This is a genomic window from Methylobacterium sp. 1A (assembly GCF_058072805.1).
The window spans coordinates 631,732-654,333 of sequence record NZ_JBYQVE010000001.1; the positions used below are offsets into that span (position 1 = coordinate 631,732).

20 protein-coding genes are annotated in these 22,602 nt (G+C 71.8%); 12 read left to right on the forward strand and 8 right to left on the reverse strand.

Going from position 1 to position 22,602, the window contains the following annotated elements; genetic code table 11:
- Positions 1–53: 53 nt before the first annotated feature.
- A complete protein-coding gene (gene pdxA, locus ACX9MN_RS03075) occupies positions 54–1,169 on the forward strand; it encodes a 4-hydroxythreonine-4-phosphate dehydrogenase PdxA (protein WP_489723666.1) in 1,116 nt (371 codons plus the stop codon).
- Positions 1,170–1,179: 10 nt separating this feature from the next.
- The gene (gene rsmA, locus ACX9MN_RS03080) at positions 1,180–2,058 is read left to right on the forward strand and encodes a 16S rRNA (adenine(1518)-N(6)/adenine(1519)-N(6))-dimethyltransferase RsmA (protein ID WP_489723667.1); all 879 of its coding nucleotides are present in this window, start codon (positions 1,180–1,182) and stop codon (positions 2,056–2,058) included.
- 43 nt (positions 2,059–2,101) lie between these two features.
- On the opposite strand, the gene ACX9MN_RS03085 is transcribed toward rsmA, so the two are convergent.
- From ACX9MN_RS03085 to ACX9MN_RS03095, 3 genes are all read right to left on the reverse strand, one after another.
- Complete coding sequence (locus ACX9MN_RS03085) at positions 2,102–3,088, reverse strand: TIM44-like domain-containing protein (RefSeq protein ID WP_482960335.1); 987 nt, start codon at positions 3,086–3,088, stop codon at positions 2,102–2,104.
- Positions 3,089–3,260: 172 nt separating this feature from the next.
- Positions 3,261–4,358: a two-component system sensor histidine kinase NtrB gene (locus tag ACX9MN_RS03090; protein ID WP_020093553.1), complete on the reverse strand. Its 1,098-nt coding sequence runs from the start codon at positions 4,356–4,358 to the stop codon at positions 3,261–3,263.
- Positions 4,359–4,490: 132 nt separating this feature from the next.
- A complete protein-coding gene (locus ACX9MN_RS03095; protein WP_489723668.1) occupies positions 4,491–5,123 on the reverse strand; it encodes a S24 family peptidase in 633 nt (210 codons plus the stop codon).
- A gap of 316 nt (positions 5,124–5,439) precedes the next feature.
- On the opposite strand from ACX9MN_RS03095, the gene ACX9MN_RS03100 reads away from it, so the two are divergent.
- The 4 genes from ACX9MN_RS03100 to ACX9MN_RS03115 all read left to right on the forward strand — a co-directional run bounded on the left by ACX9MN_RS03100 (position 5,440) and on the right by ACX9MN_RS03115 (position 9,653).
- Positions 5,440–5,790 (forward strand): DUF952 domain-containing protein, encoded by a 351-nt coding sequence (locus ACX9MN_RS03100; RefSeq protein ID WP_020093554.1) that lies wholly within the window; start codon positions 5,440–5,442, stop codon positions 5,788–5,790.
- Positions 5,787–6,863, forward strand: a complete 1,077-nt coding sequence (locus ACX9MN_RS03105; protein ID WP_103985279.1) for a quinone-dependent dihydroorotate dehydrogenase — start codon at positions 5,787–5,789, stop codon at positions 6,861–6,863. The genes ACX9MN_RS03100 and ACX9MN_RS03105 overlap by 4 nt, the downstream gene beginning before the upstream one ends.
- 199 nt (positions 6,864–7,062) lie before the next feature.
- Positions 7,063–9,360 carry an FdhF/YdeP family oxidoreductase gene (locus ACX9MN_RS03110; protein WP_489723669.1) on the forward strand — a complete coding sequence of 766 codons (2,298 nt, stop codon included), beginning with the start codon at positions 7,063–7,065 and terminating at the stop codon, positions 9,358–9,360.
- Positions 9,357–9,653 carry a hypothetical protein gene (locus ACX9MN_RS03115; protein WP_056522370.1) on the forward strand — a complete coding sequence of 99 codons (297 nt, stop codon included), beginning with the start codon at positions 9,357–9,359 and terminating at the stop codon, positions 9,651–9,653. The genes ACX9MN_RS03110 and ACX9MN_RS03115 overlap by 4 nt, the downstream gene beginning before the upstream one ends.
- 78 nt (positions 9,654–9,731) lie before the next feature.
- Here the strand turns inward: ACX9MN_RS03115 and ACX9MN_RS03120 are convergent, their stop codons facing one another.
- Entirely contained in the window at positions 9,732–10,625 is an 894-nt protein-coding gene (locus ACX9MN_RS03120) for an HpcH/HpaI aldolase/citrate lyase family protein (protein WP_489723670.1), read from the reverse strand.
- Positions 10,626–10,840: 215 nt separating this feature from the next.
- Here ACX9MN_RS03120 and ACX9MN_RS03125 point away from each other — a divergent pair, with 215 nt between their 5' ends.
- Positions 10,841–11,182: a YMGG-like glycine zipper-containing protein gene (locus ACX9MN_RS03125; protein WP_427509414.1), complete on the forward strand. Its 342-nt coding sequence runs from the start codon at positions 10,841–10,843 to the stop codon at positions 11,180–11,182.
- Between the two features lie 29 nt (positions 11,183–11,211).
- On the opposite strand, the gene ACX9MN_RS03130 is transcribed toward ACX9MN_RS03125, so the two are convergent.
- Both ACX9MN_RS03130 and ACX9MN_RS03135 read right to left on the reverse strand, forming a co-directional pair.
- On the reverse strand, positions 11,212–12,576 hold the full coding sequence (locus ACX9MN_RS03130; protein WP_489723671.1) for an MATE family efflux transporter: 1,365 nt from the start codon (positions 12,574–12,576) through the stop codon (positions 11,212–11,214).
- A gap of 142 nt (positions 12,577–12,718) precedes the next feature.
- Positions 12,719–13,072, reverse strand: a complete 354-nt coding sequence (locus ACX9MN_RS03135) for a DUF6460 domain-containing protein (RefSeq protein WP_020093561.1) — start codon at positions 13,070–13,072, stop codon at positions 12,719–12,721.
- Between the two features lie 276 nt (positions 13,073–13,348).
- Between ACX9MN_RS03135 and ACX9MN_RS03140 the strand changes: the two genes are divergently transcribed.
- The 3 genes from ACX9MN_RS03140 to pdeM are packed head-to-tail and all read left to right on the forward strand — an operon-like array spanning position 13,349 to position 17,654.
- Complete coding sequence (locus ACX9MN_RS03140; protein ID WP_091680189.1) at positions 13,349–14,305, forward strand: alpha/beta hydrolase; 957 nt, start codon at positions 13,349–13,351, stop codon at positions 14,303–14,305.
- Positions 14,302–16,899: a ligase-associated DNA damage response DEXH box helicase gene (locus tag ACX9MN_RS03145; protein ID WP_132366993.1), complete on the forward strand. Its 2,598-nt coding sequence runs from the start codon at positions 14,302–14,304 to the stop codon at positions 16,897–16,899. The genes ACX9MN_RS03140 and ACX9MN_RS03145 overlap by 4 nt, the downstream gene beginning before the upstream one ends.
- 41 nt (positions 16,900–16,940) lie before the next feature.
- Complete coding sequence (gene pdeM, locus ACX9MN_RS03150) at positions 16,941–17,654, forward strand: ligase-associated DNA damage response endonuclease PdeM (protein WP_091680165.1); 714 nt, start codon at positions 16,941–16,943, stop codon at positions 17,652–17,654.
- A 9-nt stretch (positions 17,655–17,663) separates the two neighbouring features.
- Here pdeM and ACX9MN_RS03155 read toward each other — a convergent pair whose 3' ends face one another.
- Both ACX9MN_RS03155 and ACX9MN_RS03160 read right to left on the reverse strand, forming a co-directional pair.
- A complete protein-coding gene (locus ACX9MN_RS03155) occupies positions 17,664–19,124 on the reverse strand; it encodes a methyl-accepting chemotaxis protein (protein WP_489723672.1) in 1,461 nt (486 codons plus the stop codon).
- Between the two features lie 208 nt (positions 19,125–19,332).
- Positions 19,333–20,319, reverse strand: a complete 987-nt coding sequence (locus ACX9MN_RS03160; protein ID WP_020093566.1) for a CorA family divalent cation transporter — start codon at positions 20,317–20,319, stop codon at positions 19,333–19,335.
- A gap of 211 nt (positions 20,320–20,530) precedes the next feature.
- Between ACX9MN_RS03160 and groES the strand changes: the two genes are divergently transcribed.
- A complete protein-coding gene (gene groES / locus ACX9MN_RS03165; protein WP_020093567.1) occupies positions 20,531–20,821 on the forward strand; it encodes a co-chaperone GroES in 291 nt (96 codons plus the stop codon).
- A 71-nt stretch (positions 20,822–20,892) separates the two neighbouring features.
- Positions 20,893–22,533 carry a chaperonin GroEL gene (groL, locus tag ACX9MN_RS03170; protein WP_132366947.1) on the forward strand — a complete coding sequence of 547 codons (1,641 nt, stop codon included), beginning with the start codon at positions 20,893–20,895 and terminating at the stop codon, positions 22,531–22,533.
- Positions 22,534–22,602: the final 69 nt, after the last annotated feature.

The following is a 22,602-nucleotide window of genomic DNA, read 5'->3' on the forward strand; positions in this document are numbered from 1 at the left end:
CGGTCTGAGCCGCCGAGGATGCGCCCGCGCCGCGCGGGCGCTATAGAGCGCCCATGCCGCCCCTCGCCCTCACCCTCGGAGATCCCGCCGGCATCGGCCCGGAGCTGGCGCTCAGCGCGTGGCTCGGGCGCGGCGGGGCGGATCCGTTGCCGCCGTTCTTCCTGGTGGCCGATCCCGACTTCGTCGAGCGCCTCGCCCACCGCCTCGACCGCCCCGTCCCGGTGGCGGAGGTCGATCCCGAGACGGCCGCCGAGGTGTTCCCGCGCGCGCTCCCCGTGGTGCCCTTGCCGAGCGGCGCCCGCGTCGCGGCCGATCCCGGCGTCCCCGATTCCGGCAACGCCGGCGCGACCATCGAGTCGATCACCGCGGCGGTGGAGTTCGTGAAGGCCGGGCGCGCGAGCGCGGTGGTGACCAACCCGATCGCCAAGTTCGTGCTGACCCGGACGGGCTTCGCCCATCCCGGGCACACCGAGTTCCTGGCCGCCCTCGCTGTGCCGCCCGGCGTGACGCCGCCCCGGCCGGTGATGATGATCTGGAGCGCCGGCCTCTCGGTCGTGCCGGTGACGATCCACGTGCCGCTGAGGGACGTGCCGGACCTGCTCACCCAGGAACTCGTCGAGGAGACCGCCGCGATCGTCGCCTGGGACCTGCGGGAGCGGTTCGGCCTGCCCGAGCCGCGCCTCGTCCTCGCCGGCCTGAACCCGCACGCGGGCGAGGCCGGAACGATCGGCCGCGAGGACCGCGACGTCCTCGCCCCCGCCGTGGCGCGCCTGCGGGCGCGGGGCATCGACATCCGCGGGCCGCTCCCCGCCGACACCCTGTTCCACGCCCGCGCCCGCGAGACCTACGACGTCGCCCTCGCGCCCACGCACGATCAGGCCCTGATCCCGATCAAGACGATCGCGTTCGACGACGGCGTGAACGTCACCCTCGGCCTGCCCTTCGTGCGCACCTCGCCGGACCACGGGACGGCCTTCGACATCGCCGGCCAGGGCGTCGCCCGGCCGGACAGCCTCGTGGCGGCCCTGCGCCTCGCCGACCGGCTGGCCGCCAACGCGGCGGCGCGGAGCGAGGCCCCCGCCGGGGCCGAGATCATCCCGTTCAGCATCTATGCCGGCCGTCCCCGGCCCGTCGGCGCCCGCCACTTCGATCCCGAGGACGAGCTGTGAGGCAGCCAGCATGAGCGCCGGGGACGGTCTTCCCCCGCTGCGCGAGGTCGTCGCCCGCCACGGCCTGGAGCCGAAGAAGGCGCTCGGCCAGAACTTCCTCTACGACCTCAACCTGACCGGCCGGATCGCCCGGGCGGCCGGTCCGCTCGCGGGGGTGACCGTGGTGGAGGTCGGGCCGGGCCCGGGGGGGCTGACGCGCGCGCTCCTCGCCGAGGGCGCCGCCCGCGTCGTGGCGATCGAGCGCGACCCGCGCGCCCTGCCGGCCCTCGCCGAGATCGCCGCCCACTATCCCGGCCGGCTCGAGGTGGTCGACGCCGACGCGCTCGCCTTCGACCCGCGGCCGCTGGTGGGCGAGGCCCCGGCGCGGATCGTCGCCAACCTGCCCTACAATGTCGGCACCGCCCTGCTCACCGGATGGCTCGACGGCGACGCCTGGCCGCCCTGGTGGGACCAGGCCGTGCTGATGTTCCAGCGGGAGGTCGCCGAGCGGATCGTCGCCGGCCCGGAGGAGCGGGCCGATTACGGCCGGCTCGGCGTCCTCTGCGGCTGGCGTACGGAGGCCGAGATCCTGTTCGACGTCAGCCCCTCGGCCTTCGTGCCGCCACCCAAGGTGACCTCGAGCGTGGTCCGGCTGGTGCCGCGCGCCCAGCCCCTGCCCTGCCGCGCCGGCGCGCTCGAAGCCGTCACCCGGGCGGCCTTCGGCCAGCGGCGGAAGATGCTGCGCCAGAGCCTCAAGGCCTTGACGCCCGAGGCCGGCGCCCTGCTGGCCGCCGCCGGCCTGTCCGAGACCGCGCGCGCCGAGGAGATCCCGGTGTCCGGGTTCGTCGATCTCGCCAATCGGTGGGACGCGCATAGAAAAGCCGGCGCCCCGGTGGGGACGTCGGCCTGACGAAGAGCCGTGACTCCGGCCCTGAGGCCGGAGCGTTGCCGGGTCAGCGGGTCTGCTGGATCGCCGAGAGCACCCAGCCGCGGCCGGGCTGGCGCAGGAAGGTCCAGAGCTCCGTCGCCTCGGACGAGTCCGTGGAGACGACGCGGCCGCTCGCCCGCTCGATCATCACGTCCTTAAGAGCGTAGCGCATGGCCACGGTCGCGTAGTCGGTGCGGTCCTCGCCCCAGGCCTCCGCGAGGTCGCCCTGCAGCAGCTTCACGTCCGAGATCTTGTTCACCACGCCGCGGGCCGCGTTGCCGCGCAGCTCCTCGTCGAAGTAGCTGACCATCTCGGGCGTCGACAGGTTGCCCAGGGTCACCCGATCCTCGCGCGAGTAGGCATCCTGGATGTCGCCGAGCAGACGCTCGAAGGCCTGGTAATCGGCCGGGCCGATCTGCACCGGGCGCGTCTGCGGCGGGCGCTGCCCACCGCCGAACATGCCGCCGGGAGCCGGGCCGCCCGGAGCGCCACCCGGAGCGCCGCCCATCGGGCCGCGGGCGCCCGGCTGATCGTCGAGCGACGAGCGGGCGTAGGGCGCGCCGGCGCCGGCCGGCTCGTTCCGGCGGCGGAAGAACCGCAGGGCCAGCATCACCACGAGCACGACGAGACCGACCTGGAACAGGAGGCCGATCATCGAGGCGAGGCCACCGAGACCGCCGAAGAAGCCGCCGCCGAGCAGCGCGCCGATCAGGCCGGCGCCGAGCAGGCCCGCGAAGAAGCCGCCGCCGAAGCGGCGACCGGGCGCGGCCGGGGCCTGCATGCCGGGGCTGCCCATGCCGGGCGAAGGCGCGGTCTGCGAGCGCTGCATCGTCGTGCCGCCGCCCGGAGCGGTCGGCGTGGCGGACGGCGCCGTGTAGGTGCGCGAGCCGCGGGACCCGACGGACCCGCCGCCGCCCGGACGGGCTTCCACGACGGGTGCCGCGACGGTCAGCGCAGCGGCCAGCGCCAGGAGGGCGGCCACACGCCGGCGGCGCGAAATCTCAGTAAACATGTACACGCCTCAGAGGACGAGAACCGGGTGGCGCGGAGCGCCAGTGACGATATGGGAACGGTCGGGCAGCGGTTTTAGTCCTGCCCGCCGTCGCCCGGGCGACGTTTTCCACCGGATCGCCGCTGCGCATTCCGAGCCCGCCCGTCGCGCCCATCGCGTGAATGGCACGGCTCTAGTGGAGCGTGCGCTCCGGGGCGGCCGGGAAGGAGAGGCGCACCTGCGTCCCCTCCCCGCTGCGGCTGTCGAGGGTGATGGTCCCGTTCTGCCGCTTCATGAGGCCGTGGACGATCGCGAGGCCCGCGCCGCGCCCGGCCTCGTGGCTGGTCTGGAACGGCGCCAGGGCCCGGGCGAGCATCTCGGGCGACATGCCCTGCCCGGTGTCGCCGACCGCGATCCCGACGCTCCCCTGGCCCGGCTGCTGCAGGGAGCGGTCGCCGGGATCCACCCGGAAGGTCGACAGGGTCAGCGTCCCGCCCGACGGCATCGCCTCGCAGGCATTGGCGACGAGATGCCGCAGGGCGAACTCGATCTGTGTGGGATTGCTGATCGCCCGCGGCAGGCCCGGCGTCGCCGCCACGGTGAGGCGGATCCCGGGCGGCAGGTCGGGCTCGAGGCGGGCGGCGAGGTCGGCCACGATGGCGTCGAGGTCGACCGACCGGACGTCCGGCGCGATGCGGCGCGAATAGGCGAGCAGGTGCCGGGTCAGGATCGCCGCGCGCTCGGTGGCGTCGGCCGAGCGGGCGATCGCCCGCTGGACGAACGGCTCCTGCCGGTCCCCGAGCCGCCGCTTGAGCCCGTCGATGTAGCCGATCAGGATCTGCAGGAAGTTGTTGAACTCGTGGGCGACGCTGTTGGTCAGGAGCCCCAGCGCCTCGCGCTGGCGGGAGAGCGCGAGCGCGCCCTCGGCCTCGCGCCGGGCCGTCTCGTCGCGGATCTGGCCGATGCGGAACGGGGTCCCGGGCAGGGCCGCCGTCTCCAGGCGTGCCCAGAAGCTCGTCCCGTCCGCGCGGCTGGCCAGGAATTCCTGAGGCTCGGTGCCGGCGGGGTCGAGGGGCGCCGTGCGCTGCGCCAGGATCAGGTCGAGTCCCTGCGCGACGAGCCGCTCCGCCGGGTAGCCGGCGATCCGCTCCAGGGCGGGATTGGCGTGGCGGACACGGCCCTGCGGATCGAGCACCAGGCTGGGCGTCGGCAGCGCGTCGAGGAGCGCGCGGGCCTCGTCCGCCAGCGACCCGCCTTCGGCCGCGCTGTGATCCGTCCCGGGCTGCGCCATGCTGCGTTCGCGCTCAGCGGATGCGGAAGGTCCGCGACGGGCCAGCGATAGCGATGAACGGCCTCACGGCCAAGCGTGGATCCGCGGGTGGATCCGTGCGTCGAACGGCGTGCCGACCCGTCCGGGCACCGCCTACTGGCGCACCCACATCACCCGGGCCATCCAGGCCACCTCGCCGAGATTGAGGACCCGGACCTCGTGCTCGGGGTTCAGGGAGGCCAGTTCCACGGTCCGGGCGGTGCGCCGCCGCAGCTCCTTGGCCAGGACCTCGCCGCCGTGCAGGCGGACCACGACGCGGTCGCCCTTGCGCACGCTGGCCGTCGGCGACACGATCAGGACGTCGCCGTCCCGGAACAGCGGCAGCATGGAATCGCCCTGGATCTCCAGCGCGAAGGCCCGCTCCTCGCCGAGATCCGGAAACTCGATCTCCTCCCAGCCGGCGCCCCCGGTGGGCATGCCCTCGTCGGTGAACAGGCGGCCGGCCCCGGCCTGGGTCAGGCCGATCAGCGGCACCATCGTGCGGGCGGGGATCTCGCGGGCCTCGATGAGCCGCAGGAACTCGTCGAGGCTCGAGCCGGTGGCGGCCAGGACCTTCGACACGGATTCGGTGGACGGCCAGCGCTTGCGGCCGTCGGCGCCCACGCGCTTCGACCGGTTGAAGCTGGTCGCGTCGAGGCCGGCGCGGCGGGCGAGGCCCGAGGCCGAGTAGCCGTGGCGCTCGGCGAGCCGGTCGATGGCGTTCCAGATCTGCTCGTGCGACAGCATAGCGGGCTCGGAAGCTCAGCCTGAGCGGGCCGGCACCCCCGTCTCACCAGCCGGGATCCGGCTGCCTCGGAGGCACGGAGACGGTTCGCCCGCCGGGTCCGTTCGACACCCGCCGGGTACGCGCGGAGATACTTGACAATCTGCTTTCCGGATCCGCTCTGCCGGTCCGGACGGGGCTGTGTGACGTCCAGCCTAGTCGTAGGAAAGTAGAACTACGGGCGGCAGATTGCAATCGCTCCTCGAATCGGGCGCGGCGCGGCGCGGTTGCCGCCGCGGCCCGGCGCCTCTATCGCAGCGTCGTCTCCGGGGAGCTTCGATGCCGCTCATCTACAAGATCTGTCCGCGCCCTCTGTGGCGCGAGGCCGAGGCCGCGGGCCGGTTCACGGGCGCCCCGATCGATCATCAGGACGGCTTCATCCACTTCTCGACGGCCGCCCAGGTCGCCGAGACGGCGGCCCGGCACTTCGCCGGGCAGGACGACCTGCTCCTCGTCGCGGTCGAGGCCGACGCCCTCGGCGACGGCCTGCGCTACGAGCCCTCTCGCGGCGGCGACCTGTTCCCGCATCTCTACGGCCCGCTACCGCTGTCCGCCGTGGTCGCGGTGGACGATATGCCGCTGGGCGCCGACGGCCGGCACGCCTTCCCCGCCGGGATCCTGCCGGCATGATCGCGGCCGCCTTCCCCCTCGTCAGACCGCTGCTGCACCGCCTCGACGCGGAGCGCGCGCACGACCTGACCCTCGCCGCCCTGGCGCTCCTGCCTGCGGGGCCGCGGCCGGCGGACGACCCGCGCCTCGCCGTCGACCTGCTCGGCCGCCGCTTCCCCAACCCGGTCGGCCTCGCGGCCGGCTTCGACAAGGGCGCGCGCGTTCCCGACGCGCTGCTGGGCCTCGGCTTCGGCTTCGTCGAGGTCGGCGGGGTCGTGCCGCGGCCCCAGCCCGGCAACCCGCGGCCGCGGGTCTTCCGCCTCCCCGACGACCGCGCCGTGATCAACCGCTTCGGCCTCAACAGCGAGGGGCTGGAGGTGGTGGCCGACCGTCTGCGCGCCCGGAGGGGGCGAGCCGGTATCGTCGGCGTCAACATCGGCGCGAACAAGGAATCCGCCGACCGCCTCGCCGACTACGCCGCCTGCACCGCAGCCCTCGCGCCGCTCGTCGACTTCGTCACGGTCAACGTCTCCTCGCCCAACACGCCGGGCCTGCGCGACCTCCAGGGTGAGGCCTTCCTCGACGAGCTGCTCGCCCGCACGGTCGAGGCCCGGGACGCGGCAGGCGCCGGCGCGGCGGTCCTCCTCAAGATCGCCCCCGACATGGCGCTCGACGCCCTCGACGCGGTCTGCGCGACGGCGCAGCGGCGCGGGGTCCAGGCCCTCGTCGTGTCCAACACCACGGTGGCCCGCCCGGCGAGCCTGCGCGAGCAGGGTCTCGCGCGGGAGACGGGCGGCCTCTCGGGGCGGCCGCTCTTCGGCCCGGCGACGCGGATGCTCGCCCAGACGCGCCTGCGCGTCGGGGACGCGCTGCCGCTCATCGGGGTCGGCGGCGTGGATTCGGCCGAGGCGGCCTGGACCAAGATCCGGGCCGGAGCGAGCCTCGTGCAGCTCTACTCGGCGCTGGTCTACGAGGGGCCGGGCCTCGTCGGGCGCATCAAGGACGGGATCCTGCGGCGCATGAGCGAGGCCGGCATCGCCTCGCTCCGGCAGGTCGTCGGGCGCGACGCCGCCGACCTCGCCCGCGGGGACTGAGCCGGCGCGGGCGAGCCGGTCGCGGCGCCGCGCCGGACAATCTTCTTGGGGTCGCAGTTTAGAAAGGCTTTGCACAGCGGGAGCTTAGCCTGTGCCCCGTGCATGAGGGGCCTGCGCCGGCACGCCATTGTGAGGGGGTCGGAGAGGCGCTTATCTCGCGGTTGCGAGACACATCGCGTCAGCCAATCCAGGACGGTTCATGGCCCAGTCTGAAGGGTCCACCAAGCGCTCCTCCGCCGCCGGCGGCTGGGGTGCTCTGAAGAGCTGCGGCAAGCACCTGCTCGGCAGCCGCGCACCCCTCACCGGCGCCCGCGCGCTGCTGAAGGCGAACCAGCCCGACGGGTTCGACTGCCCCGGCTGCGCCTGGGGCGACCCGGAGCACGGCTCGTCCTTCGAGTTCTGCGAGAACGGCGTGAAGGCGGTTTCCTGGGAGGCGACGGACAAGCGCACGAAGCCGTCCTTCTTCGCCAAGCACACCCTGACCGAGCTGCGCACCTGGAGCGACTACGCCCTGGAGGGCCAGGGCCGCCTGACGCACCCGATGCGCTATGACGCTGCGAGCGACCGCTACCTGCCGGTGAGCTGGGACGAGGCCTTCGCGGAGATCGGCGCGACCCTGCGCGGGCTCGACCATCCGGACCAGGCCGAGTTCTACACCTCGGGCCGCGCCTCCAACGAGGCGGCGTACCTGTACCAGCTCTTCGCCCGCGCCTACGGGACCAACAACTTCCCCGACTGCTCGAACATGTGCCACGAGGCGAGCGGCGTCGCGCTGATCGACGCCATCGGCATCGGCAAGGGCACGGTCCTGCTGGAGGATTTCGAGAAGGCGGACGCGATCTTCTGCGTCGGCCAGAATCCCGGCACCAACCACCCGCGGATGCTCGGCGACCTGCGCCGGGCGGCCGAGCGCGGCGCCAAGGTCGTGGTGCTGAACCCGGTCCGTGAGCGCGGCCTGGAGCGCTTCGCCGACCCGCAGAACACCGTCGAGATGCTGCGCGGCGCCAGCCGCCCCATCGCCAGCCACTACCTGCAGCCGCGCTCGGGCGGCGACATGGCGGCCTTCCGGGGCATCGCCAAGGTCGTGTTCGCCCGCGACGCCGAGGCGCTGGCGGCCGGCCGGCCCTCGCTCCTCGACCGCGCCTTCCTCGAGCACCACACCGCCGGGCTCGAGGCCTACCGCGCCGCCGTCGAGGCGACGTCCTGGGACGCGATCCTCGACCAGTCGGGCCTGACCATGGACGAGATCGCCGCGATGGCGGACGTCTATCTGGGCGCCCAGCGGGTCATCGCGACCTGGGCCATGGGCGTGACCCAGCACCGCCACTCGGTGGCGACGATCCGGGAGATCGCCAACCTGCTGTTCCTGCGCGGCCATATCGGCCGGGCCGGCGCGGGCCTCTGCCCGGTCCGCGGCCACTCGAACGTGCAGGGCGACCGCACGGTCGGCATCAACGAGCGCCCGTCCGCCGCCTTCCTGGATTCGCTGGAGCAGCATTTCGGCCTCGCCATGCCGCGCCGGCACGGCCACAACGTCCTGGCGGCGATCCGGGCCATGCGCGACGGCACGGCGAAGGCCTTCATCGGGCTCGGCGGCAACTTCCTGCGGGCGACGCCCGACACGCCCGTCGTGGCGCAGGCGCTGGCCTCGTGCCGGCTCACCGTGCAAATCGCCACCAAGCTCAACCACGCCCACCTCGTGCCGGGCGCGGTCGGCTACCTGCTGCCCTGCCTGGGCCGAACCGAGATCGACCGGGGCGCCGAGGGCAAGATCCAGATCGTGACCGTCGAGGATTCGATGAGCATGGTCCACGGGTCTGGCGGCATCAACAAGCCGGCCTCGAAGGAGCTCCGCTCCGAGATCGCCATCATCGCCGGCATGGCGCAGGCGACCGTCGGCTCCGCCGCCATCGACTGGGCCGGCTTCGCCGCGGATTACGACCGGATCCGCGAGGCGATCGCCGCCACGATCCCGGGCTTCACCGGCTACAACACCCGGGTGCGCAAGCCGCGCGGCTTCATGCTGCGCAACCTCGCCGCCGAGCGGGTGTTCGAGACGGCGACCGGCCGGGCCACCTTCTCGGCCGACGCCCTGCCGGCCGAGACCGAGCACCAGGCCGCGCGGAAGACCCGCGACACGTTCGTGCTGCAGACCTTCCGCAGCCACGACCAGTACAACACGACGATCTACGGCCTGGATGACCGCTACCGCGGCGTCTACGGCGAGCGCCGCGTGATCTTCGCCCATCCGGACGATCTCGCGGAGATCCGCGACCGGCTCGGCGACCGGGTCGACGTCGTCGGCACGCACGACGACGGCATCACCCGCCGGGCGGAGGATTTCCGCCTCGTGCCCTTCGACATGCCGCGGGGGGCGCTGGCCGGCTACTATCCGGAGCTGAACGTGCTCGTGCCGCTCTCCACCTACGGCGAGAAGAGCGACACGCCGACCTCCAAGTCGGTGCTGGTCACCCTGCAGGCGCGCGCGGCCGCGTGAGCGCGGAGCCCGACGAGGCGGCGTTCGTCGCCGCCCTCGACCGGGTTTCGGCCGCCCGCCCGGATCTCGACCCGCTGGCGGCGGGCCTCCTGGCGGCGCTCGACCTCGGTCTGCCGGGCGACAGCCGCGCCTTCGCCCGCACCTTCGGGGTGGAGCACGCCCTGGTGCTGCGCGCCCTCTCGGGCCTGGACGAGGCGGGCCTCGTCGCCGTCACGGCCCGCGACGGGCGCACCCAGCGGACGCGCTACACGACCGCCGATTCAGGGCCGTCGGTGCCGTCATCACGCGCGTAGCGAAGTGACCCAGGGACCGCGACAGACTCGGGCGCGGCGCTGCCCTGGATCGCTTCGCTCCGGCGAGGACGGACGCGCTCAGAACCCCTTCGCCTTGATCGCCTCGGCCCAGGTGACCGCCCGCCGGTTCACGCCGAGATGCTGCCGCTCGTAGAGCCGGCCCTCCAGCTTGATCGCGCCGCGCTTGGCGTATTCCGGGCGCTCGAACGCCTCGATCACCAGCTTGGCCCGGCGCACCTCCTCCTCGGTCGGAGCGAAGGACGTGTTGGCCGGCTCCAGCTGCGTCGGGTGGATCAGGGTCTTGCCGTCGAAGCCCAGGTCCCGGGCCTGCCGGCACTCGTCGCGGCAGCCCTCTGTGTCGGCGATGTCGTTGTAGACGCCGTCGAGGATCGCGAGCCCCTCCGCCCGCGCGGCGGCCAGCGCCATCATCATCCAGGGCAGCATCGGCACGCGGCCGGGGACGATCTTGGCCCAGGTGTCCTTGGCGAGGTCGTTGGTGCCGAGCACGAGGCAGGTCAGCCGGTTGCGCGGGTCGCGCTTCGCCCGGGCGATCTCCTGGATGTTGAGGATCGAGGCCGGGGTCTCGACCATCGCCCAGATCGCGATGCCGTCCGGCGCGTCGAGGGATTCGAGCCGGTCGGCGATGCTCTCCAGCACGGCGGGGGACGAGACCTTCGGCATCAGGATCGCGTCGGGCTCGGCCTCGATGGCGGCGTGGAGATCCGCCTCGCCCCACGGGGTCTGCGGGGCGTTGACCCGGATGACCAGCTCGCGGCTGCCGTAGGCGCCGCTCTTGACCGCGGCGCAGACCTGATCGCGGGCGAGCTCCTTCTCCTCCGGGCCGACGGCGTCCTCGAGGTCGAGGATGATGCTGTCCACCGGCAGGGACTTGGCCTTGTCGAGCGCCCGCTGGTTCGAGCCGGGCATGTAGAGCACGCTGCGGCGCAGGCGCAGATCGGTGGTCGTGGCCATCGGCTTCTCCCTCCTGGGCCGTCGCGCGGCCTCCCGTCGTTGCGCTGCACCCTAAAGCACGAACCCGGCCGCGCCACACCCTAAAGGTCGGGGCGGGTGAGTCCCCGCGCGGTTTGATACCGCGCCGTCTCTCCGCAGATCGAAGCCGCGGTTTGGTCATGTTCCGCCGCTTAAAGGCCGGACGAAACCAATTCTCGAAGTCCGGGATCTCTACGATGCGCAAAGTCTTGGTCACCCTCGCCTTGCTCGGGACATTGGCGGCACCTGAGGCGGCCCGGGCCCAGAGCCGGACCACCCTCGGCGTCGGCTCCGGCGCGGTCGCGGGGGCGCTGGTCGGCGGCCCGATCGGCGCCGTCGCGGGGGCCGTGGTCGGCGGCTTCGTGGGGAACTCGTCGGAGCGCGGGCGCCGGCACGTCCGCCGGGGACGCCGCTACGGCTACGCGGCCCCGCGCCGGTCCTACCCGCGGCGGGCGGAGGCCGCCGTACCGCGGACCACCGGCTCCGTGGCCCGCGCCGTGCCGCCGGCCCAGCCCACCACCTGGAAGGATCCGCGCTAGCACGTCTCGAGGTCGCGCTCGGCTGCCGCCTAGGCCGCCGGTTCGAGGGCGGCCGCGGCCGGCGTCCGGAACGTGTCCCGGGCGAGGCGCGGGAACGCGATCGCCTGTCCGAGGCCCCGGGCGCCCAGGAAGCTCACGAAGGCCAGCCACAGCCCGGTATTGCCGAAGCCCAGGCTCTCGACGAGCGCGAGGATCGCGCAGTAGGCGGCGAGCGCGCACACCATCAGGTTGCGCATCGCCCGCGTCCAGGTCGCGCCGATATAGATCCCGTCATACGCGAAGGGCGCCGCGGCGGCGAGCGGCGCCAGGGCGGCGAGGACGAGGTAGGACCGGGCCGCCTCGCGCACCGGGCCGTTCGTGGTCACGGCATCGATGAAGGCCGGGCCGCCCGCCAGCGACACCAGGCTGACCGCGAGGCCGAAGCCGAGGCACCAGCGCAGGCTCAGGGCGGCGGCCGCGTCGAACGCCTCCCGGTCCCGGGCGCCGACGGCCTGGCCGCACAGGGTCTCGGCCGCCGTGGCGAAGCCGTCGAGGAAGAAACCGCCGATCAGGAAGAGATTCCACAGGACCGAGTTCGCGGCCAGGACCACGTCGCCCTGCCGGGCGCCCAGCGCCGAGAACAGCACGATGCCGGTGATCAGCGCGAGCGTCCGCAGGATGACGTCGCCGTTGACGCTGAGCGTCCGGCGGAGCGCCGCGGCGTCGCGGAGGTCGCGCAGCGGCACCCGAAACGGTCGGGAGCCGAGCCGCGCCAGGAGAATCAGCCCGAGGCCGAGCCCGAGCGCCTCGGCGCCGAGGGTCGCCAGCGCCGCGCCGGCGAGGCCTAGGCCGAAGCCCAGGACCAGAATGAGCGTCAGCGCGACGTTGGTCAGGTTGATGGCGATCTGCAGCAGCAGGCCGAGATCGGTGCGCCCGCGCCCTAGGACCGAGCCGAGCACGCCGTAGCTCGCCAGCACGAAGGGCGCGGACAGGATGCGGATGTGGAAGTAGGTCGCGAGACCGGCGATCACCGCCGCGCTCGCCCCGCTGATCGCGAAGGCGAGCTGCGCGAGGGGACCCTGCAGGACCACCAGGACGAGCCCGATCAGCGCGCCCGCCGCCAGCGCCCGCGCCAGGATGCGGTCGACCTCGGCGTCGTCGCGCCCTCCGACCGCCTGCGCGGTCAGGCCGGCGGTCGCCATGCGGAGCGCCCCGAACGACCAGAAGATCGCGTCGAAGATCACCGCGCCGAGGGCGATGGCGCCGAGCAGCGCCGCGTCGCCGAGCCGCCCGATCACCGCCGCCCCGACGAAGCCGAGCATCGGCGTCGTGACGTTGGCGATCGTCATGGGCAGCGCCAGGGCCAGGACGCGGCGGTTCGTCGGGCGGGCCGAGCTGGCGACGGTGTGAATCATGCCGCACGCTAAGAAGCCGCGCCCTCCGCGCAAAGCGGGGTGATCGCATCGGCGGGTTGCGATGGCGGGCGGCCGAACTGCCCGAACCGCCGGCGCGCCGGGCCGTCGGGGCGAGACCGGGCCGGATCGGTCCCGGACCCCGTCAGCGAGAGACGGCGAACAGGCGCGCGATCAGCCAGAGCGGCACGACCACGATCGCCCCGGCGACGATCCAGCCGCCGAAATCGTGGAGCGACGCCAGCCCGACCTCCACCAGCGCCCGAGCCGAATCGTAGACGTGCCAGAACAGCCGCCCCGGCGTCAGACCGAGCATCGACATGAAGGCGCCGACCAGCACCGACAGGAACAGGAGCCGCAAGAACACGCCGGCCGGCGAGCCGCCGAGGAACCGCCGCAGCGCCGAGGGGCGCGACCGGTAGCTGTCCGCGCCGTAGGGGGCGTTCGGCGGGGCGCCCTGCTGATAGCCTTGCCGGCGCCGGTCGTGATCGACGAGCATTGCGTCCTCGTGAAGCCTCAGGGCCCTCGGATCGGCGACGAAGCGGGCGGAACCGTGACCGGCACACCACACCGCGTCGAAACTCGAGCGCGGATCAGGCGTTGGCGGGTTTCTCGCGCGCCGTGCAGATGGCAAGCGGCGTCGCGCGCGCCAAGATGCCGGACGGGGTGAACTACGCCGCGGGACTCTCGCGGCGCGGCCTCGGCCAAAGGAAGAACTCCCGGGAATCGGGAATTGGTGTGAGAGGCTCTGAGTGCCGACGGGACCATACGCACGATGATCGACCACGCCCTGTTCGACCCGGCGACGATCGATCCCGAGACGCTCCGGCTCAATGCCGAGATCGTCGCGGCGCACGCCGCGCTGCCCGATCCCTGGTCGCTGCCGATCGCCGAGGTGCGCGAGCGGCGCCGTCTCGGCACCAAGGCGGCGCCCGCCATGCCGCACAGCGCCCGGGCGGAGTGGCTGACGATCGACGGGCCCGGCGGCCCGCTCAAGCTCCGCGTCGTCCGGCCCAAGCCCGGCACGAAGCTGCGCGGCGCCTACCTGCACATCCACCGCGGCGGCTGGGTCTGGGGCTCCGCCGATGAGCAGGATCCCTGGCTGGAGCGCATCGCCGACACCTGCGGCTTCGTCGCCCTGTCGGTCGAGTACCGCCTCGCCCCCGAGCACCCGTATCCGGCGGCGCTGCTCGACTGCGAAGCGGCGGCCCTGTGGCTGGCCGGTCCGGGCAAGACCGAGTTCGGCATCCACGCGCTGACCATCGGCGGCGAGTCGGTGGGGGCGCATCTCGCCGTGATGGTGCTGCTGCGGCTGCGCGACAAGCACAACCTGCCCCGGGCCTTCCGGGGCGCCAACCTCAACGCCGGCTTCTTCGACCTCGGTCTCACACCGTCGGTGCGGAACTGGGGCGAGGAGCGGCTGGTCGTGAACACCCGCGATCTGACCAAGTTCGCCGACGGCTACGTCCGCGAGGGCATCGACCGGCGCCGGCCGGACGTGTCGCCGATCTACGCCGACCTGAAGGGTCTGCCGCCGGCCCTGTTCACCATCGGCACCGCCGACCCACTCCTCGACGACACGCTGTACATGTCGGCGCGCTGGGCGGCGGCGGGCAATGGCGGCCACACGGCGATCTATCCCGGCGGCTGCCACGTCTTCGCCCGCTACCCGAGCCCGATGAGCGAGCGGGCGCTGGAGCTGATCGACCGCTTCCTGATGGCGCTCGCCTGAGCGACCCGTCCGAGATCCTGCCGGAGCGGTTCCGCGCCTGGTTCGCCGGGCGCGGCTGGGCGCCCCGATCGCACCAGCTCGATCTCCTGCGGATCGCCGGCGCCGGCCGCTCTGCCCTGCTGGTGGCGCCGACCGGGGCCGGCAAGACGCTGGCCGGCTTCCTGCCGAGCCTCGTGGCCCTCGCCGAGCGTGGCCCCCAGCGGAAGGCGGCGGGCCTCCACACCCTCTACGTCTCGCCCCTGAAGGCGCTCGCGGTCGACATCGCCCGCAACCTCGACGCGCCGATCGCCGAGATGGCGCTGCCAATGCGCGTCGAGACCCGCACCGGCGACACCCCGGCCCACAAGCGCACCCGCCAGATCAGCCGGCCGCCGGACATCCTGCTGACCACGCCCGAGCAGCTGGCGCTGCTGATCGCCCATCGCGAGGCGGCGGAATTCTTCTCCGGATTGCGCTGCGTGGTGCTCGACGAGCTGCACGCGCTGGTGACCTCGAAGCGCGGCGACCTGCTGTCCCTGGCACTGGCGCGGCTGCACCGGCTGAGCCCCGGCCTCGCGGCGATCGGGCTCTCCGCCACGGTGCGGGAACCGGACGAGCTGCGGAAGTACCTGGTGCCGCAGGGGCCGCTTCCCCCTCCTCCCGCCGCGCGCGGGGACGGCGCGGCCGATCCTGACGCGTCTCCTCCCCCACCCCGACCCTCTCCCGGACGGGACGGGGAGTCCGTCGCGCCGCCCATGGCCGATCTCGTCACCGTCGCCGGCGGCGCGAAGGCGGACCTGCGCATGCTCGATCTCGGCCGGGCGCTGCCGATCTCCGGCCACACCGCGTGGCACTCGATGCCGGCGATCTACGACCTCATCCGCGAGCACCGGACCACGCTGGTCTTCGTGAACACCCGCCTCCAGGCCGAGTACACGTTCCAGGAGCTGTGGCGGCTCAACGACGACGCCTTGCCGATCGCGATCCACCACGGCTCGCTCGATGCCCAGCAGCGCCGCCGGGTCGAGGCCGCCATGGCGGCGGGCCAGCTCCGGGCGATCGTCTGCACTGCGACCCTCGATCTCGGCATCGACTGGGGCGACGTCGATCTCGTGGTCAATGTCGGCGCGCCGAAGGGGGCGAGCCGGATCATGCAGCGGATCGGCCGGGCCAACCACCGGATGGACGAGCCCTCGAAGGCCTACCTCGTTCCGGGCAACCGCTTCGAGATGCTGGAGTGCCAGGCGGCCCTCGACGCCGTGGAGGAGGCCGCCCAGGACACGCCGGACGCCCGCCAGGGCGCCCTCGACGTCCTCGCCCAGCACGTCCTCGGCATGGCCTGCGCCGACGCCTTCGATCCGCTCCACCTCTACGACGAGATCGTCTCGGCCGCGCCCTACGCCGGGCTGACCTGGGAATCGTTCGAGCAGGTCGTCGACTACGTCGCCACCGGCGGCTACGCGCTGCGCGCCTACGAGCGCTTCGCCAAGATCCTGCGCGGGCCGGACGGGCTCTGGCGCGTGCGCGACGCCCGCACCGCCCAGGCCTACCGGATGAATGTCGGCACCATCGTGGAGGCGGCCCGGGTGAAGGTCCGCCTCGGCCGGACCCTGCGCGGCAAGCCCGGCACGGTGCTGCCGAAGACCGGGCGGGTGCTCGGCGAGATCGAGGACGAGTTTGCCGAGACGCTGACGGTGGGCGACACCTTCCTGTTCGCGGGCGAGACCCTGCGCTTCGAGGGGCTCGCCGAGGACGAGTGCCTGGTCACCCGCGCGCCGGCTGGCACCGACCCGGCGATCCCGTCCTACGCGGGCGCGAAGTTCCCGCTCTCGACCTTCCTGGCCGCCCGGGTGCGCGCGCTGATCGCCGACCCGTTCGAGTGGGACCGTCTGCCCGAGCAGATCGGCGCCTACCTGCTGCAGCAGCGCCGCCGCTCGGTCCTGCCGGGCGAGCGCGACCTCCTCGTCGAGACCTTTCCGCGCGGCAAGCGCTACTACCTCACGGCCTTCCCGTTCGAGGGCCGCCTCGCCCACCAGACGCTCGGCATGCTGCTGACCCGGCGGCTGGAGCGTTCCGGCCTGCGCCCGCTCGGCTTCGCGGCCAACGATTACGGCATCGCCATCTGGTCGACCCGCGACGTCTCGGAGCGCGCCGCGATCGATCCGGACTTCATCGGCGACCTCTTCGCCGTCGACATGCTGGGCGACGATCTTGAGGCGTGGCTCGACGAATCCGCGATGATGAAGCGCACCTTCCGGCAATGCGCGGTGATCGCCGGCCTGATCGAGCGCCATCACCCGGGACAGAAGAAGTCCGGCCGGCAGGTCACGATCTCGACCGACCTGATCTACGACGTGCTGCGCAAGCACCAGCCCGACCACCTGCTGCTGCGGGCCGCGCGGCAGGATGCGGCAACCGGACTCCTCGACGTGAGGCGCCTCGGCATGATGCTAGAGCGCATCCAGGGGCGAATCATCCACAGGTCTCTCGACCGGGTCTCGCCGCTCTCCGTGTCCGTGATGCTCGAGATCGGGCGCGAGCGGGTCTACGGCGAGGGCGCCGACGAGATCCTGGCCGAGGCCGAGGCGGAGCTTCTCCAAGAGGCTCTGTCCTGACCGTCGATCCGCCCTCCCCCGACGACACCGAGGATGCGATCTTGGCGGCCGGCCTGAGACTCGAGAAGACTCCCAAGCACCCCACCCTGCAGCTCGCGGGCGAGACCCTGGTGCTGGACCTGTGCGGCGGCCTCTGGCTGCCGGAGCACCGGACGCTGATCGTGTCCGATCTCCACCTGGAGAAGGGCTCGTCCTACGCGGCCCGCTCCGGCCAGTTCCTGCCGCCCTACGACACCCGGGAGACGCTCGCCTGCCTGCACGAGGCGGTGGTGCGGCACGATCCGGCCCGGGTGGTGGCGCTGGGCGATTCCTTCCACGACGCCCGCGGTCCCGAGCGCATGGAGCCGGGCGACCGCGCCCTGGTGGCGGCCCTGCAGGAGGGCCGGGACTGGGTCTGGATCGCCGGCAACCACGACGCGGCCGTGAACGAGGGCGTCGGCGGCCGCTACGCGGACGCACTGACGCTCGGCGGCCTCGTCCTGCGCCACGAGCCGAGCCCGGAGCCCGTGCCCGGCGAGATCGCCGGCCACCTCCATCCCTGCGGGAAGGTGGCGATGCGCGGGCGGGCGGTGCGCCGCCGCTGCTTCGTCACGGACGGCACCCGCCTCGTCATGCCGGCCTTCGGCGCCTACGCCGGCGGCCTGAACGTCCGCGACCGGGCGATCGAGAGCCTGTTCCCCGACGGCTTCACCGCCCATCTCCTCGGGGACGGGCGGGTCTTCGCCATCGGCCGGGCGCAGCTCGCCCGGGACTGAGTCGCCCGATCAGGCCGTCTTCATGAACCGGATCACGCTCTCCGACAGGCTCGTCGAGTGGCCGGCGAGGCTCTCGGCGATGCCCTGGACCGTCTGGGCGAGCTGACCGGTGGCGTTGGCGGCCTCGGAGACGCCGCCGATATTGCCCGCCATCTCGTGGGTCGAGACCGCCTGCTCCTCGACGGCGCTCGCCATCGCCAGGGTGAGCTTGGACAGTTCGTCCACCGCGGCCGTGATCATCTCGATGGCGCCGACCGCGTCGCCGGTCGCGCTCTGGATCGCCGAGACCTGTTGCGTGATCTCGCCGGTCGCCTTGGCGGTCTGCTCGGCGAGCGCCTTCACCTCGGAGGCCACCACGGCGAAGCCGCGCCCGGCGGCGCCCGCGCGGGCCGCCTCGATGGTGGCGTTCAGGGCGAGCAGGTTGGTCTGGTCGGCGATCGACTTGATCATGCCCACCACCGCGTCGACCTTGCGGGCGTTCTCGGCGAGCTGGCGCATGGTCGCGTCGGTGGTCCCCGCCTGGGCGGCGATCTGCTGCGCGCGCTCCGAGACCCGCCCGACCTGGCCGGAGATCTCTTGGATCGCGCCGTTCATCTGCTCGGAGTTCGACGCGACCGACGACGCCTTGTGGCGCGCGGATTCGGCCGACTGCATCAGGCCCACGGCCGAGCTCTGCATCTCCTGGATGGCGGAGCCGACGGCCTCGACGACCCGCTTGACGTCGGTCTCCATGTTCACCTGCGCGGTGACGACCGCCCAGGTCAGCATCGGGCCGAGGTACTGGCCCTTCTCGTCGTTCACGGCCGTGACCCGTAGGTTGAGGGTCTCGGGCCCGACCTTGATCTTGGTGCTGTGCGGCAGCCGGCTCGCGTCGGCCAGCATCGTGCGCTGGTGGCTGGGGTTCTTGTGGAAGATGTCGAACGAGCGGCCGAGCATGTCGTCGACCTTCACCGGCAGGTGCTGGTCGATCGTGCCGAGGGTCTTGCGCGACGTGGCGTTCATGTAGTCGATCTTGAAGTTGTCCTTCAGATCGGCCGTCATGACCGCCACGGGAACGTTGTCGATCATCGTCAGGAGCCGGTTGATCTCCTTCTTCTTCGCCGAGATGTCCGCGGCGAACTTAACGACCTTGATCGGCTTGCCGCGCGCGTCGAGGACAGGATTGTACGTCGCCTCGAGCCAGACCGAGTCGCCCTCCTTGTCGAGGCGCAGGAACTCGCCCGTGACGTACTGGCCGTCCTTCAGCTTGCTCCAGAACGCCGCGTAATCGGCGGACTCGGCGTAGCTCTTGTCCACGAAGATGCGGTGATGGCGTTTCTGGACATCGCTGAGGCCGTATTTCATCAATCGCAGGAAGTTCTCGTTCGCGTGAAGGACCGTTCCGTCCATCGAGAACTCGATGATCGCCAGCGAGCGGTCGAGCGCGTCGATCTTGGCCTGGGCTTCATTGAAAACAGTGCGATTGAACATGGTACGGCTCGCGTTCCCCCGGCGTGGGGTGTAGCCTCACAGCGTTAATGAATCCCTTATTCTGGCATTCGTCCAGTTTAAGAGTTGCCTGACGGAAATCGAATGCTTGTAGCGCCGCGCCCTCTGTGCGTCCGTAACCGGACCGACGCCATCGTCGAGATTGCATTCAAATATAAACTCAGTCAGGGCCGAAGCATACTTACGAATATCAGAACCAGCCGCGCATGCGAAAGTATACGATCGGCGCGACCGCGCTGATGAGGATCAGGCCGAGCGCGTAGGGATATCCGAGCGCCCAATCCAGCTCGGGCATGTGCTTGAAATTCATGCCGTAGATCGACGCGATCAGCGTCGGCGGGACGCCGACCACTGAGACGACGGTGAGGACGCGGAAGACGTTGTTCTGCTCGATGGTGATCAGGCCGAGGGCCGCGTCGAGCAGGAACTGCACGTTCTCGGCGAGCCGCGTCTCGAACTCGTCGAGGGATTCGATGTCCCGCTTGATCGTCTCGAAGCGCGCATCCTCCGGCAGGCCGAGGCTGTCGCAGGCCGCGGCGACGAACGGGATGATCCGTTCGAGCCCGAGCAGGCTCGACCGGATCTTGCCCAGAACCTTCCCGCGGTTGCTGATGCCGCGCAGGATCCGGCGCAGGGCGAGGTCGCGGCGCCGGGGCGGCGGGCTCTCCAGGCGCCGCCGCTCGGCACCGCGGACGTCGAAGTCGAAGATGCGGGTCGAGAGCGTGTCGAGCTCGGAGCCCATATCCTCGAGGGCGTCGGCGAGGCTGTCGACCAGTTCCTCCAGCACGACGAGGAAGATCTCGCTCGGCGTCGTGCTGCCGTCGCCGTCGGCGATACGCTTGGCGGACGCCTCGATGGCGCGCAGGTCGTGGAAGCGGATCGTGACGAGGTGATCCTTGGTCAGCAGGAAGCCCAGCGGCTTCAGCTGCGACGCGCTCTGCTCGAACGTGATCATCGGGGTCGAGAGCGAGAGGCCGCCCTTGACCCGGCGCAGGCGGCTCGACGTCTCGACCTCCGAGAGCGCCGCCCGCGACGGCACCCGCAGGCCGGTCGCGGCCTCGACCGCCGCAGCCTCTTCCGGCGTGGGGTCGTTCAGGTCGAGCCACACGGTGTCGCGCGCGATCGGGCCGCCGGGTCGCAGCGCCACCGGGCCTTCGGGTCCGTGCAGGCTCAACATGAGAGCGCGTTATCCATGAGGGGGAACGGGGCCGCCGGCGCGTCATCGCACCGTCGCGCGGGGGTGCGACAGCCTTGACTCGGAACCCGCCCGCGCCTATCTCGCGGCCGTCTTTGGCACTCGCCGAGACAGAGTGCTAACAGTCGAGTTTGCGAGCGGTCCCGCCGGCCGCATCAACGCCAACTCAAGACCTGAAGCAAGAGGGCAGCTCATGAAGTTCCGTCCGCTGCACGACCGCGTGGTCGTCCGTCGCATCGAAGGCGAAGAGAAGACCAAGGGCGGCATCATCATCCCGGACACCGCCAAGGAGAAGCCGCAGGAGGGCGAGGTCGTCGCCGTCGGTCCCGGCGCCCGCGACGAGGCCGGCCGCGTCAACGCGCTCGACGTGAAGGCTGGCGACCGCGTCCTGTTCGGCAAGTGGTCCGGCACCGAGGTCAAGATCGACGGTCAGGACCTCCTGATCATGAAGGAATCCGACATCATGGGCGTCGTCGCCGCCTGATCGGGTCACCCGCCATCGCCCTTTGAGGCCGTCCCGGCCTTGGGGTTCAACAACCAGCTAAGAGGCACACAATGGCAGCGAAAGACGTTCGTTTCTCCGCCGACGCCCGCGATAAGATGCTGCGCGGCGTCGACATCCTCGCCGACGCGGTGAAGGTGACGCTCGGCCCGAAGGGCCGCAACGTCGTGATCGAGAAGAGCTTCGGCGCCCCGCGCATCACCAAGGACGGTGTGACGGTCGCCAAGGAGATCGAGCTCGCCGACAAGTTCGAGAACATGGGCGCCCAGATGGTGCGCGAAGTGGCCTCGAAGACCAACGACATCGCGGGTGACGGCACCACCACCGCGACCGTGCTGGCCCAGGCCATCGTCCGCGAGGGCGCCAAGTACGTCGCCGCCGGCATCAACCCGATGGACCTGAAGCGCGGCATCGACCTCGCCACCCAGGCCGCTGTGAAGGACATCATCGCGCGCGCCAAGAAGGTCTCGACCTCCGACGAGGTCGCCCAGGTCGGCACGATCTCCGCCAACGGCGACAAGGAGATCGGCGAGATGATCGCCCACGCCATGCAGAAGGTGGGCAACGAGGGCGTGATCACGGTCGAGGAGGCCAAGACGGCCGAGACCGAGCTCGACGTCGTCGAGGGCATGCAGTTCGACCGCGGCTACCTCTCTCCGTACTTCATCACGAACGCGGAGAAGATGGTCGCCGAGCTCGAGGACCCCTACATCCTCATCCACGAGAAGAAGCTCTCGTCGCTCCAGGCCATGCTGCCGGTGCTCGAGGCCGTCGTTCAGACCGGCAAGCCGCTCCTGATCATCGCCGAGGACATCGAGGGCGAGGCTCTGGCCACCCTCGTCGTCAACAAGCTCCGCGGCGGCCTCAAGGTCGCGGCCGTCAAGGCGCCGGGCTTCGGTGACCGCCGCAAGGCGATGCTCGAGGACATCGCGATCCTGACCAAGGGCCAGATGATCGCCGAGGACCTCGGCATCAAGCTCGAGAACGTGACGCTCCCCATGCTCGGTCGCGCCAAGCGCGTGCGCATCGAGAAGGAGAACACCACGATCATCGACGGCGTCGGCGAGAAGTCCGACATCGAGGGCCGCATCTCGCAGATCAAGGCGCAGATCGAGGAGACCACCTCGGACTACGACCGCGAGAAGCTCCAGGAGCGCCTGGCCAAGCTCGCGGGCGGCGTCGCGGTGATCCGCGTCGGCGGCGCGACCGAGGTCGAGGTGAAGGAGAAGAAGGACCGCGTCGACGACGCCCTCAACGCCACCCGCGCGGCGGTCGAGGAAGGCATCGTCCCGGGCGGCGGCACCGCGCTGCTGCGCGCCAAGAAGGCGGTCGCCGAGCTGAAGTCCGAGATCCCGGACGTGCAGGCCGGCATCAAGATCGTCCTGAAGGCGCTCGAGGCCCCGCTCCGCCAGATCGCCCAGAACGCGGGCGTGGAAGGCTCGATCGTGGTCGGCAAGATCACCGACAACACCTCCTCGGAGACCTTCGGCTTCAACGCCCAGACCGAAGAGTACGTCGACATGATCCAGGCCGGCATCGTCGACCCGGCCAAGGTGGTGCGCACCGCCCTGCAGGACGCGGCCTCGGTCGCCGGCCTGCTGGTGACCACCGAGGCGATGGTCGCCGACGCGCCGAAGAAGGATAGCCCTGCTCCGGCCATGCCGGGCGGCGGCATGGGCGGCATGGACTTCTAAGTCCGAGCCATCCGCTGAGACGAAGGAAGGGGGTCGCCGCGAGGCGGCCCCTTTTCTCTTGGCGCCGGC